Source organism: Bradyrhizobium guangdongense, assembly GCF_006483445.1.
GTDB lineage: Bacteria > Pseudomonadota > Alphaproteobacteria > Rhizobiales > Xanthobacteraceae > Bradyrhizobium > Bradyrhizobium guangdongense_A.
In genome coordinates, this window is sequence record NZ_PPPT01000164.1 from 26,494 (window position 1) to 39,626 (window position 13,133).

Consider the following 13,133-nt stretch of genomic DNA (forward strand, 5'->3'; position numbering starts at 1 on the left):
CGAAGCTGATGCCATAGCCGCCGACCACCGAGGTCGCGGTCAACCCAGGAGATCCGTCCATGCCCAAGCAGTCCACATTGTCACGCGCCATTCTCCCCGCCCTCACCCTCGCAGGCCTCGTCGTGCTCGTCGCGCAACCCGCCTTCGCCGGCGAATGCCCGGCCGACAAGATCAAGCCGGGCGCGCAGAAGATGGTCGACTTCAAGCCGGTCGGCGTCACCGACGTCACGCTCGGCGCCATCAACCTCGAAAAGCAGCCGGCCAACATCAAGGATCGCGAGCTGCGCTTCCGCAAGCTGACGATCGAGCCCGGTGGCATCGTGCCCTGGCACAGCCATGACGACCGCCCCGCGCTGATCTACGTGCAGCAGGGCGAGATCGTCGAATACGCCTCCAACTGTGTCGATCCGATCGTGCACAAGGCCGGCGATCTCCGCCCCGAAGTGTTCGGCACCTCGCACTGGTGGAAGAACCTCGGCAAGGAAACCGTCATCCTCTACGTCGGCGACGTCCGCAAGGATCCGCACGACCACAATATGTGACGAGCGCATCAGGCCCCAGCACTCGTTGCTGGATGTGACGCCCGGAATCTCCCCAGCCGGGCGTCACATCCCCCCGATCAGGAGACGCGTGGACATGACCGACCTGTCAGCACAGATGAAGCCCTCCGACATGGCGATGCACGGACATTCGCCCGGAATCATCCTCCGTTCGCTCGTCATCGGCCTCACCGCCTTCCTGACCGTCGTCGACCTGTTCGCGACCCAGGCGATTTTGCCGTCGCTGACGCGCCATTATGGCGTCACGCCGGCCGCGATGGGCTTTGCCGTCAACGCCAGCACCTTTGGCATGGCCGTCGCCGGCCTCGTGGTCGGCTTCTTCAGCCCGCATATCGACCGACGGCTGGGCATCCTGCTCAGCCTCACGCTGCTTGCGATCCCGACCAGCCTGCTCGCGGTCGCGCCGAACCTTGCCGTCTTCACGGCGCTGCGCGTCGCCCAAGGCCTCTGCATGGCGTCGGCCTTTGCGCTGACGCTCGCCTATCTCGGTGAGCAATGCAGCGCGATGGACGCCGGCGGCGCCTTTGCCGCCTACATCACCGGCAACGTCGCCAGCAACCTGATCGGACGACTAATCTCGGCTGCGGTCGCCGACGGCCTTGGGCTGTCGTGGAACTTCTACTTCTTTGCTGCGCTCAATCTGACGGGCGCAGTGCTGGTCTATTTCACGATTGCCCGCGTCCAGCCGATGCATGCGATGACCGAGCCTGCGTCACCGCTTGCCGCGATGCTCGCGCATTGGCGCAATCCGCGGCTGCGCGCCGCCTTCGGGATCGGTTTCTGCATCCTGTTCGCCTTTATCGGCACGTTTACGTTCGTGAACTTCGTGCTGGTGCGCCCGCCTCTGTCGCTGGGCATGATGGACCTCGGCTTGGTCTATTTCGTGTTCCTGCCCTCGGTCGTGACCACCCTGCTCGCCGGCCGGGTCGCTTCGCTGATCGGAACGCGGCCGACGATCTGGGGCGCGCTGATCGTCGCTAGCATGGGCCTGCCGCTGATGCTGAGCGCGCATCTGGTCGACGTGCTCGCCGGCATGGTCATGGTCGGCGTCGGCACCTTCTTCGCGCAGGCGGCTGCGACCGGCTTCGTCGGGCGGGCCGCAGCCGAGAACCGCGGCGTTGCCAGCGGCACCTATCTCGCCTGCTATTTCGGCGGCGGACTGGTCGGCACGGCCGTGCTCGGTCGTCTGTTCGATGCTTTTGGATGGACCGCGTGCGTGGCCGGTGTCGGAATTGCACTGATTGTCGCGGCTTTGCTGGCATTCAGCCTGCGGGATGCAGAATAAGCACGGATTTGCACGATCGGCGCGCGCCCCGCTATTTTGCCAATATACACCCGATTTGCCCGACGGGTCAAGCGGATTTCGGAAAAACAACACACCCCGATTGTCGCCGGTTTCTACTGTGCATGGGGTTGTTTTCAATTCCGGACGGACGACCCACCCTAGCGCTTCGCCTGTGCGAGATCAGCCTGCGGTTCCGGCGGCGGATCGTCGTCCGCAATCGCCCGCCAGGCGGCGCCGTCGAGATCGTCATACTGGCCGCTCCTGAGCGACCAGAGGAAGGCCACGAGGCCGGCGAGCCCCAAGGCGAGCGCCAGCGGAACCAGGATGACCAGGATTTCCATCAGACCCTCCGCGAGGCGCTGCGCGCCCGCAGCGCGTTCAGCATGACCAGGATGGACGAGCCGCTCATCGCGGCCGCAGCAATCAGGGGCGTGACGATGCCGCTGATGGCGATCGGCACCGCCAGGAAGTTGTAGCCGATCGCCAGCCACAGATTCTGCCGCATCAGGTGCAACGCCTTGCGCGAATAGTCGATCGCGGCCACGACCGGCGCCAGCGGCTTGCCGAGGAAGACGAGATCGGCCGTCGCCTGGCTCAAATGCGCCGCCGAGATCGGCGACATCGAGACATGCGCGGCCGCAAGCGATGGGGCATCGTTCATGCCGTCGCCGACCATCAGCACCTTGATGCCCCGCGCCTTCAGCTCCTCGATCCGCGCGATCTTGTCGGCGGGCGTGACGCCGGCGCGCCATTCGGGAACGCCGAGCGCCTGGGCTGCTGCGGTCACAGCCGCCTCGCGATCGCCGGACAGGATCTCGACGCCGATCCTGCGCGCCTGCAGGGCGGCAATGACGGCCTTGGCGTCCGGGCGCAGGCCCTGCCGCACGGAGATGACAAACCTTTCGGCGCCCCTGGAGAAGGCGACGACGGACGCTTCAGCGTCGAGCTCGGCATCCCTCACCAACTGCTCGGCGCCGCAGAAGGACGGGCGCCCGAGACGAAGCTCGACACCATCAACGCTCGCACGCACGCCCTGCCCGGCCTCCTCGACCGCGCCCACGATGGGCGATTTTGCCCCTACGGCTGTTGCAACGGCTGCGGCGACGGGGTGATGGCTCGACAGCGCCAGCCGTCCGGCGAGCGCGAAGGCGTCGGCGGGGATCCCCGATGCGTTGACCACTTCGAGATCCGGCAGCGTCAGCGTCCCCGTCTTGTCGAAGATGACGTGATTGGCCTCCGCAAGCCGCTCGATGGCATCGCCCGAGTTGAGCAGCACACCCGATTTGAACATGGCACCCGAGGCGACGGTCTGCACCGTCGGGATCGCGAGCCCGAGCGCGCAGGGACAGGTGATGATGAGCACGGCAACGCCAGTGACGACGGCATCGTGCCAGCTCGCGCCCCAAAACACCCAGCCGAGAACCGTGAGGAGTGCAGCGGCATGCACCACCGGCGCATAGAGCCGCGAGGCACGATCGGCGAGCCGCATGTAGCGCGAGCGCGCCTGCAGCGCATTGTCGAGCAGGCGCGTGATCTCGGCGAGCAGTGTCGCTTCTGACGCCGCCGACACCCGCACCCGCAACGTGCCTGACACGTTCATCGAGCCGGCATAGACCGGCGTGCCCCGATCGGCCGTGACATAGAGCGTCTCGCCGGTGATCAGGCTCTGGTCGATTTCGGAACGGCCCTCGATCACGGTGCCGTCGACCGCCGAGCGCTCGCCGGGCCGCAGCAGCACGATGTCGCCGGGATGGATCGCCGCGACCGGCACTTGAGATATTTCATCAGGACCGACGAACTTTGCCGCCGTCTCGGCCTTCAGCGCCGCGAGGTTGCCGGCGACCGCGCGGGTCCGCCGCCGCATGTTCTGGTCAAGGAAGCGGCCGACCAGCAGGAACGTCAGCAGCATGATCGCTGCGTCGAAATAGGCGTGCTCGGCGTGGTGGATGGTCTCGACCACGGACATGCCGAGTGCAAGGCACACACCGATCGAGATCGGCACGTCCATGTTGGTGGTCTTGTTCGACAGCGCGCGCCAGGCGGAGCGGAAGAAGGGCTGGCCGGCATAGGCCGCCGCCGGCAGCGCGATCAGCGCCGACAGCCAATGGAAGAAGTCACGCTGCTCCGGCAGCATGTCCGAGACGTTGCCCGACCACACCGGGATCGACAGCATCATCACGTTCATGGTGGCGAAGGCCGCGACCCCGAGGCAGCGCAGCAGGAAGCGCGATTCCGCGACCTCGGTCGCTTCAGCGCTCGCCGTCTCGAACGGATAGGCCTTGTAGCCGAGCTCGGCGAGGCGATCGATGAAGCGTGCAGGGTCGAGCGTGCCCTCTTTCCATTCCAGCGCGACGCGCTTGTTGGTCAGGTTGACCCGCGCCAACGTGACGTCAGGCATTGCCGAGAGGCCGCGTTCGATCTTCGCCATGCAGCCGGCGCAGTGAACGCCTTCGACGGCGAGATCGATGTGCTGCAGGCCGGGGCCAGCCTCCTTGACGTAGTGTGAAAAGTCCCGCGTGACCTGCATGACCGCCACCTCAGTTCAGGATCACGCGATTGCGCGACTGGAACATGCGCTGTCCCCGCGCGTCAGCCTCGATGACGAGATCCCACTGCCCTGCCGCGACCGCGCCGGCGCTGCCGCGATAGACGCCGATGCCGACTTCCGACAGCTCCACGGCCAGGTCCGCGCGCTTGTCGGTCGGCCGCTCCAGCGTGCCCTTGAAGCTCAGGCCGGTCATCGGCCGGCCGGTGGCGTCGCGGGCCTCGAGCTGGACCACGGCGCCGCCATCGCCCTGGCGCTGGACGCGGGCCTCGACCTGCCATTTGCGTGCGGCCTGCTCATGCGCGGCCGTGATTTCCTTGCCGTAAGCGAGGCTCGCGCTGTAGGCGCTGTCGACCTCGGTGCCCGGTAGCGTCGCGATCGCGAGCTTCATCATGGTGACGTTGACGCCGATCACGAGGCCGAAGAAGGCCACCAGCATCAGGAATACCTTGGTTCCGGTCAGCGGCTTCTGGGCAGCATTTGCCATCGCAAACTCCTCAAGGCCTCACGGCGAGACAAAATTGTCGGTGGCGGACGCAGCGACGCCGAGCCCGATATCGGTGACGTGGAAGCGGACGGGGATCGACTTTTCGGGATTGTTGTCGGCCGGTGCCGTCACCAGCAGCCGCAACTCGCTGGTCGCGTCGCGGGGGATGACGATCATCGGCCGGTCCGGCGTTACGGAATCGACGCCAACGACGTGAACGGTCGCGTTCACGGGACCATCGATGTCGATCGCGATGACGCGGTCATAGCCGCTCTTGTTGAGCAGGCGGACGGTGTAGGCATTGCGGATCGAGCCGTCGCTGAGCTTGACCGCGATCGGGTTGCGGTCGTGCAGCACGTTGACGTCGAGCAGGCTGCGCGTCGCCAGCGTGTAGACCATGATGCCGCCCACGACCGCGATCAGCGCGCTGTAGACGATGGTGCGGGCGCGGACGATGCGGTAGATCGGCGCCTTGCCGGCCTGCCGACGCTCGATATTGATGTCGTTGTCATAGCCGATCAGCCGGGTCGGCCGGCCGATCTTGGTCATCACGGTGTCGCAGGCGTCGATGCACAGCCCGCACTGGATGCATTCGAGCTGCGGCCCGTTGCGGATGTCGATGCCGGTCGGGCACACCGCGACGCACTGGTAGCAGTCGACGCAGTCGCCGACTGGCTGCCCGAGCGCGCGCAGCTCGGCCGCCTTCTTGACCGAGGTGCGCTTCTCGCCGCGATCGTAGCGATAGGTGACGTTGAGCGCCCATTCGTCGGTCAGCGCAGCCTGGATGCGGGGCCACGGGCACATATAGGTGCAGACCTGCTCGCGCATGAAGCCGGCGAGCACATAGGTGGTGCAGGTGAGAATGCCGATCCAGATATAGGCGATCATCGGCGCCTGGAAGGTGACGAGCTCCGTCACCAGCGTCGGCGCATCGTTGAAATAGAGCACCCAGGCGCCACCGGTCCACCAGGCGATCAACAGCCAGATCGAGTGCTTGAGCACGATCTCGGAGACGCGCTCGAGCTTCATCGGGTCGGCCGACTTGTCCTTCTTCATGCGCTCGCGCCGATCGCCTTCGATCAGGCGCTCGACGGCATAGAACAGGTCGGTCCAGACGGTCTGCGGACAGAGATAGCCGCACCAGATGCGGCCGCCGATCGAGTTCATCAGGAACAGCGCGATCGCGGCGACGATCAAGAGGCCGGTGAAGTAGTAGACCTCCTGCGGCCACAGCTCGATGAAGAAGAAATAGAAGCGGCTGTTGGGCAGGTCGATCAGCACCGCCTGGCTTGGCGCGCCGAGGCCGCGATTCCAGCGCACGAAAGGCAGGAAATAATAGACGCCGAGGCAGAACGCCATCAGCGCCCATTTGATGCGACGGAAGGTGCCCGAGACGCTCTGCGGGTACACCTTCTTCTGGGCCGCATAGAGCGGTCCGTAGTCGTCGTCCAGTTTGAGCTCTTTGGGGTTCACGGTCTTGTTCATTGCTGAATCCGTTGCGTGCGCCGACCCTAGAGCCAAATACCGGCGGTCGCTTGATCCAACTCAAACGAGGGCAAGTTCCCCTGCCCTCGTTCGACCGCCGTCCGGTTACCTCTTGTTACTTTCCACCGCCCAGCGAGTGGACGTAGACCGCCATCGCCTTGATCGTGGCGGGGTCGAGCCGGCCCTCCCAGGCAGGCATGACGCCGGAGCGGCCATTGGTGATGGTCTCGATCAGGGCCGCCTCGTCGGAGCCGTAGAGCCAGATCTTGTCGGTCAGGTTGGGGGCGCCCATCTCCTGATTCCCCTTGCCGCCCTCGCCGTGGCAGGACACGCAATTGTCGGCGAAGAGTTTTTCGCCCTTGGCCTTGTCAAAGCCCTGCCCCGTCGGCAGCCCCGCCAGCGAGCGGACATAGTTGGCGACCGTCACGATCTCGTCGGCCTTCAACACACCGTCCTTGCCGAAGGCCAGCATCTGGCCCTCATGGGTCTTCGAGTGGCCGGAGCGCACGCCGTACTGGATGGTCTGCATGATCTGGTCGAGCGATCCGCCCCACAGCCAGTCGTCGTCGTTCAGGTTGGGGTAGCCTTTCGATCCGGACGCACCGCTGCCGTGGCACGGCGCGCAATTGTCGCCGAACACGGTCTTGCCCTTGGCGCGGGCGAGCGCCAGCAGCGCCGGATCCTTCTCGATGTCGGCCAGCGGGGCTTTGCCCAGCGCCACCATCTTGTCGCCGCGGATCTTCTCGAGGCTTGCAAGCTCGACCGCGACGTCGGCCCGGGACGAGTAGCCGAACCAGCCAGTCGTGTTGCTGGAGATCAGCGGCCAGGCCGGATAGACGATCCAGTAGCCGATCGCCCAGATGATGGTGAGATAGAAGGTGATCACCCACCAGCGCGGCAGCGGCGTGTTGAGTTCCTTGATGCCGTCCCATTCGTGTCCGGTCGTGGACCTGCCGGTGACGGTATCGACTTCGCTATGATCGGTCATGATATCTTACTCCTCCCGCAGCGGCAGGCGCGCCGCTTCGTCGAAAGCGGCCTTGTTGCGGGGCCAAAGTGCGTAGGCGATGATCGCGAGGAAGATCGCGACGAAGGCCGGCGTCCAGATGGTCGTCACGAGGTCGGACGCGAGATTGTGGACTGTCAGGATAGCTTTCATCGGTGATGCCTTCTCAGCGAAGATTGGCTTTCTCATTGTAGAGTTTGAAGTCGACGAGCGTACCGAGCATCTGCAAGTAGGCGATCAGCGCGTCCATCTCGGTCGGAGTGCCCGGCTTGCCGTCGAAATTGCGGACCGATGCCTTGGCATAGCGCTTGGTGAAGGCGTCGGTTCCGGCGTTGTCCGGATCGGCCTGCGCCTTCATGTCGGCGGCCGCGTTGGCGATCTGATCGTCGGTGTAGGGCGTGCCGACGGTCTTCAACGTCCGCATGTGGTCGGTGATCGCAGCCGGATCGACTTCGGTTTCCTTGAGGAACGGATAGCCCGGCATCACCGACTGCGGAACGATGGCACGCGGATTGGTCAGGTGGGTGACGTGCCAGTCGTCGGAGTATTTGGCGCCGACGCGGGCGAGATCCGGCCCCGTCCGCTTCGAACCCCATTGGAACGGATGGTCGAACATGCTCTCGGCCGCCAGCGAGAAGTGACCGTAACGTTCGACCTCGTCGCGGAGCGGGCGGATCATCTGCGAGTGACAGAGATAGCAGCCCTCGCGGACGTAGATATTGCGGCCCGCGAGCTCGAGCGGCGTGTACGGCCTGACACCGTCGACGACCTCGATCGTGCTCTTCAGGTAGAACAGCGGCGTGATCTCGACGAGCCCGCCGATCGCGATCACCAGCAGGATGCCGACGACCAGAATGATCGAGTTCTTTTCGAAGATTTGGTGACGTGTCCAGAACGACATTGTTGAACTCCTCATTCCGCCGGCTGAAGAGCGACGGGCGCCTGGACTTCTGCCTCGCCTGCGCGAACCGTCATCCAGAGATTGTAGGCCATGATCAGCGCGCCGATCAGGAACAGTCCGCCGCCGGCCGCACGGATGATGTAGAAGGGATGCATCGCCTCAACGGTCTCGATGAAGGAATATTCGAGGAAGCCGAGCGAGGTGTAGGCACGCCACATCAGGCCCTGCAGGATTCCGGACACCCACATCGCGGAGATGTAGAGAACGATGCCGAGAGTGGCGATCCAGAAATGCCAGTTGACGAGCTTGAGGCTGTAGAGACCCTTGCGGTTCCAGGCCCACGGCACCAGGCAGTACAGCGCGCCGAAGGAGACGAAGCCGACCCAGCCGAGCGCACCGGAGTGCACGTGGCCGATGGTCCAGTCGGTGTAGTGGCTGAGCGAGTTGACCACCTTGATCGACATCATCGGGCCCTCGAAGGTCGACATGCCGTAGAAGGCGACGGAGACCACGAGCATGCGCAGCACGGGATCGGTACGAAGCTTGTCCCAGGCACCCGACAGCGTCATCAGGCCGTTGATCATGCCGCCCCAAGAGGGCATCCACAGCATGATCGAGAAGGTCATGCCCAGCGTCTGGGTCCAGTCCGGCAGCGCGGTGTAGTGCAGATGGTGCGGACCGGCCCAGATGTAGAGGAAGATCAGCGCCCAGAAGTGGATGATCGAGAGGCGGTAGGAGTAGATCGGCCGCTCGGCGCGCTTGGGAATGAAGTAGTACATGATGGCGAGGAAGCCGGCGGTCAGGAAGAAGCCGACCGCGTTGTGGCCATACCACCACTGGAACATCGCATCCTGGATGCCGCCCCAGGCGATGTAGGACTTGGAGCCGAACACCGAGACCGGGAGCGCAGGATTGTTGCCGAGATGCAGCACGGCGATCGTCACGATGAAGGCGAGATAGAACCAGTTCGCCACGAAAATATGCGGTTCCTTGCGCTTGATGATCGTCACGAGGAAGACGAGCAGGTAAACGACCCAGACGATGGTCAGCCAGAGGTCCGAGTACCATTCAGGCTCGGCGTATTCCTTGCCTTGCGTGACCCCGAGCAAATAGCCGGTGCCGGCGATCAGGATGAAGAAATTGTAGCCGACCACGACAAACCAGGGTGCGAGATAACCCGCAAGGCGCACGTGGCAGGACTTCTGCACGACATAGAACGAGGTGGCGAGCAGCACGTTGCCGCCGAAGGCGAAGATCACCGCCGACGTATGCAGCGGCCGCAGACGGCCGAAGCTGATCCAGGGCAAATCGAAGTTCAGCGCCGGCCATGCGAGCTGCGAGGCGATGATCAGGCCGACCAGGAAGCCGGCGATGCCCCAGAACATCGCCATGAAGGCCGAGAACTTGATCGGTCCCATATTGTAGTTGGGCCGGCCGTTGATCTCCGCCGGCGGCAGCGCCGCGGGGCGCTCGAAATAGCGATTGAGGATGACGAAGACCGCTGCGAGGCTCGCCGCGGCACTCAGCGAAGCGTGGAACGCGAAGGGCGCGTCGAGCGCCTTGGCTGCTGCGATCACGCACAGGAAGGCGGTGACCGCGAACAACGCCGCCAGGCCGCTTTCACCGACGGTCATTGACTTGGACATGGAGGGCTGGCTCATGCGGATTCTCTCTGAAAGAACACGAGGCCAGAAACCACATTCGACCTCGCATTAAATTGATCAAGATCAAGACAAGAAAATTGCTTCAGCACAACGAGCGCAGGCGCAACGCGCGCCAGCGCAAATCTTCCGCGAAACCACGGACCTAGCACCGACTTTCGAAGTCGATACCGACTTTGGAACTAGATTCAGTCGCGCGCAGTTGCCTTCAGCGCGGTGATGACGTCCTCGCGGGCGATGATGCCAACCAGCCGCTGGGCTCCGTCGAGCACGATAATGCTCCTGATCCGGTGCTCCACCATGAGCTGGAGCACGCGGGTCAAGCGCGTGTCCGGATGCACATAAATGAACTCGGGCGTCATCACGTCGCCGACCTTGCGGTTCATCAGGTCGAGATAGCGCGGCACCATCTGGCTCGGCGTAAAGGCAAAACACTTCAGGATGTCGAACTTGGTGACGATCCCGACCACCTGCCCGTCGTCCTCGACCGGATAGCTGTTGAAATCGTCACGCTCGAACATCTCGCTGAGCTCGAGCATGTTGAGGTCGCGTGCCACGGTCTTGACGTTGCGCGTCATGTGGCCGTCGGTGGTCTGCTCAAGAAATCTGTACACGGCGCATCCTCATTGACGTTCGTCTTGCTGCTTCGCGCTAGTGCGACAGCAGCACGCAGCGAGCGGACTGGTTGATCAGGTATTGCGTGAAGCCGCCGAGGATCATCTCGCGGAAGCGCGAATGCCCGTAGGCCCCGGCGACGACGAGGCCCGCGCCGACGTCGCCGGCAACCTTCCCGAGCTGATCGGCGGCCGTCGCCCCCTGAGCTGCTTCCAACACCCGCGCCGTCGCGGTCACCCGCTGACGCGCGAGCCAGCCGACGACATCGCTCAAGCCGGCCGTCACCGCCTCACGGTCGTCATCACGTTCGACGATCTCGACCACCGTCACCTCCTTGGCCTTGCGCAACAGCGGCAGCGCATCGCTCACCGCCCGCCTTGCTTCCGGCGTGTCCTTCCACGCCACCAGCACGCTGCGCAGATCGAGCCAGTTGACGCCGTCGGGCACGACCAGAACGGGCCGGCCGGCCTGCATCACCAGATCCTTCGGACTTGCAAGCGCGAATACATCGGAAAAGGCCGGGCTGCGTCCGCCGCTGACAATGATGTCGGCGCAGCGAGCCTGCTGAAGGATATGGCGCACCGGAAAGTCGACCGCACCGCGCCACTCCACATGGCCGCCGCGATTCCGCGTCGCACCGCGGAATTGCGTCTCCAGATCCGCAAGGCGCTGCTTGACCGAGGCCTCGCCCTCGTCGATCACCCTCTGGGCCGCGGCGCCGTCGGCGAAATACAGCGGCGGGGCGTATTGTGCGGCCGCAACCCCGATGACGGCGGCCTCGAACCGCTCGGCGAGCTCGCCCGCGACCTGAAGGCGCGCCTCGTTGGCCTGGTTAACGGCCAAGCTGACCATCACGGTCGCGTAACTCATCTCGTTTCTCCGCTGCAGTCGAATTGTTATGAAACTGTAGGCGGCTCGACGCGCGGCGGGATGAGATAGATCAAATCTGCGCGCGGGTCGTACCCCGGGAATTCGGCAATGGAATCAGATATCGGAACTTGCCTCCGCCGCTCCCATGCGCGAAAATCAGGGCGACCGAATTGGCCCCGCACCTGCAAGAGAAGGATGAAACAGCTTGAGCCCGACCCGCGTCACGCATCCCGCAGATGACGGCCGGGGCGAACATTTTCGGATCCGAATCGAAGGGTTCGGCGTCGGCACCTGGGATCTCGATCTTGGGTCTCGCGATTTGGAATGGTCGGAGGCGGCAAAGGTCCTGTTCGGCGTCTTCGGCGACCAGCCGATCAGCTACGACTTCTTCCTCGACCGCCTGGATCCGAAGGATCGCGCGCGGGTCGAGGAAGCGATCCGGCATGTCACCGAGCATGGCGGCGGCTTCGACATCTCCTTCCGCGTGCCCGGCCCCGGGCAATGGATTCGGGCGCGTGCGGGCGTGATTCGCGACGATGCCGGCGTCGCGCGCCATCTCAGCGGTATCTTTCTCGACATCGGCAAGGAGAAGCAGGTCGAGGAGGCTCTGCGGACGCGCGAGAGCCATCTGCGCTCGATCCTGCACACCATTCCGGACGCCATGATCGTGATCGACGGCCACGGCATCATCCAGCTCTTCAGCACGGCCGCGGAGCGGCTGTTCGGCTATCCCGAGCACGAGGCGATCGGCCAGAACGTCAGCATCCTGATGCCGGAGCCCGACAAGTCGCGGCACGACGGCTATATCGCGCGCTACCGGACGACGCGGGATCCGCACATCATCGGCATCGGCCGCATCGTCACCGGCAAGCGCCACGACGGCACGACGTTCCCCATGCACCTCTCGATCGGCGAGATGCAGTCCGGCGGCGAGCCTTATTTCACGGGCTTCGTGCGCGACCTCACCGAGCACCAGCAGACCCAGGCGCGACTGCAGGAATTGCAGTCCGAGCTCGTGCACGTCTCGCGTCTGAGCGCGATGGGTGAAATGGCGTCCGCGCTGGCGCATGAGCTGAACCAGCCGCTGGCTGCGATCAGCAACTACATGAAGGGCTCGCGGCGGCTGCTAGCCGGAAGCGCGGACCCGAACATCGCCAAGATCGAGAGCGCGATGGATCGCGCCGCCGAGCAGGCGGTGCGCGCCGGCCAGATCATCCGGCGGCTGCGCGACTTCGTGGCGCGCGGCGAATCCGAGAAGCGGGTCGAGAGCCTGTCCAAGATGATCGAGGAAGCCGGCGCGCTCGGCCTTGCCGGGGCGCGCGAGCAGAACGTCCAGCTCCGCTTCAATCTCAACCCGGAGGCCGATCTGGTGCTGGCCGACCGGGTCCAGATTCAGCAGGTGCTGGTCAACCTGTTCCGCAACGCGCTCGAGGCCATGGCGCAGTCGCCGCGGCGCGAGCTCGTCGTCGTCAATGCCAGGGCTCCTGACGACATGATCGAGGTCGAGGTCTCCGACACGGGGTCGGGCTTCCAGGACGACGTGATCCCTAACCTGTTCCAGACCTTCTTCACCACCAAGGAGACCGGCATGGGCGTGGGATTGTCGATCAGCCGCTCGATCATCGAGGCTCACGGCGGCCGCATGTGGGCCGAGAGCAACGCATCCAGCGGCGCAACATTCCGCTTTACCCTGCCAGCAGCCGACGAGACCTGAAGCG

The 13,133-nt window shown here is 64.5% G+C and carries 13 protein-coding genes; 3 read left to right on the forward strand and 10 right to left on the reverse strand.

Features of this window, described 5'->3' with window-relative positions:
* Positions 1 to 59 precede the first annotated feature (59 nt).
* Positions 60 to 542 carry a cupin domain-containing protein gene (locus C2U70_RS23265; RefSeq protein WP_140980749.1) on the forward strand — a complete coding sequence of 161 codons (483 nt, stop codon included), beginning with the start codon at positions 60 to 62 and terminating at the stop codon, positions 540 to 542.
* A 94-nt stretch (positions 543 to 636) separates the two neighbouring features.
* On the forward strand, positions 637 to 1,845 hold the full coding sequence (locus C2U70_RS23270) for an MFS transporter (protein ID WP_140980750.1): 1,209 nt from the start codon (positions 637 to 639) through the stop codon (positions 1,843 to 1,845).
* Positions 1,846 to 2,003: 158 nt separating this feature from the next.
* On the opposite strand, the gene ccoS is transcribed toward C2U70_RS23270, so the two are convergent.
* The 10 genes from ccoS to C2U70_RS23320 all read right to left on the reverse strand — a co-directional run bounded on the left by ccoS (position 2,004) and on the right by C2U70_RS23320 (position 11,415).
* Entirely contained in the window at positions 2,004 to 2,186 is a 183-nt protein-coding gene (gene ccoS, locus C2U70_RS23275; protein WP_140980751.1) for a cbb3-type cytochrome oxidase assembly protein CcoS, read from the reverse strand.
* Complete coding sequence (locus C2U70_RS23280) at positions 2,186 to 4,372, reverse strand: cation-translocating P-type ATPase (protein WP_140980752.1); 2,187 nt, start codon at positions 4,370 to 4,372, stop codon at positions 2,186 to 2,188. The genes ccoS and C2U70_RS23280 overlap by 1 nt, the downstream gene beginning before the upstream one ends.
* Positions 4,373 to 4,382: 10 nt before the next feature.
* Positions 4,383 to 4,877 (reverse strand): FixH family protein, encoded by a 495-nt coding sequence (locus C2U70_RS23285; protein WP_140980753.1) that lies wholly within the window; start codon positions 4,875 to 4,877, stop codon positions 4,383 to 4,385.
* 18 nt (positions 4,878 to 4,895) lie between these two features.
* Positions 4,896 to 6,362, reverse strand: a complete 1,467-nt coding sequence (gene ccoG / locus C2U70_RS23290) for a cytochrome c oxidase accessory protein CcoG (RefSeq protein WP_140980754.1) — start codon at positions 6,360 to 6,362, stop codon at positions 4,896 to 4,898.
* Positions 6,363 to 6,477: 115 nt separating this feature from the next.
* Positions 6,478 to 7,350 (reverse strand): cytochrome-c oxidase, cbb3-type subunit III, encoded by an 873-nt coding sequence (gene ccoP / locus C2U70_RS23295; protein ID WP_140980755.1) that lies wholly within the window; start codon positions 7,348 to 7,350, stop codon positions 6,478 to 6,480.
* A gap of 6 nt (positions 7,351 to 7,356) precedes the next feature.
* Complete coding sequence (locus C2U70_RS23300; protein WP_140980756.1) at positions 7,357 to 7,521, reverse strand: cbb3-type cytochrome oxidase subunit 3; 165 nt, start codon at positions 7,519 to 7,521, stop codon at positions 7,357 to 7,359.
* 13 nt (positions 7,522 to 7,534) lie between these two features.
* A complete protein-coding gene (gene ccoO, locus C2U70_RS23305) occupies positions 7,535 to 8,269 on the reverse strand; it encodes a cytochrome-c oxidase, cbb3-type subunit II (RefSeq protein ID WP_140980757.1) in 735 nt (244 codons plus the stop codon).
* 11 nt (positions 8,270 to 8,280) lie between these two features.
* Positions 8,281 to 9,930: a cytochrome-c oxidase, cbb3-type subunit I gene (ccoN, locus tag C2U70_RS23310; protein WP_140980758.1), complete on the reverse strand. Its 1,650-nt coding sequence runs from the start codon at positions 9,928 to 9,930 to the stop codon at positions 8,281 to 8,283.
* Between the two features lie 188 nt (positions 9,931 to 10,118).
* Entirely contained in the window at positions 10,119 to 10,544 is a 426-nt protein-coding gene (locus C2U70_RS23315; RefSeq protein WP_140980760.1) for a CBS domain-containing protein, read from the reverse strand.
* Between the two features lie 37 nt (positions 10,545 to 10,581).
* Positions 10,582 to 11,415 carry a universal stress protein gene (locus C2U70_RS23320; RefSeq protein WP_140980762.1) on the reverse strand — a complete coding sequence of 278 codons (834 nt, stop codon included), beginning with the start codon at positions 11,413 to 11,415 and terminating at the stop codon, positions 10,582 to 10,584.
* Positions 11,416 to 11,620: 205 nt separating this feature from the next.
* Between C2U70_RS23320 and fixL the strand changes: the two genes are divergently transcribed.
* Entirely contained in the window at positions 11,621 to 13,129 is a 1,509-nt protein-coding gene (fixL, locus tag C2U70_RS23325; protein WP_140980764.1) for a sensor protein FixL, read from the forward strand.
* The last annotated feature ends 4 nt before the right edge of the window (positions 13,130 to 13,133 follow it).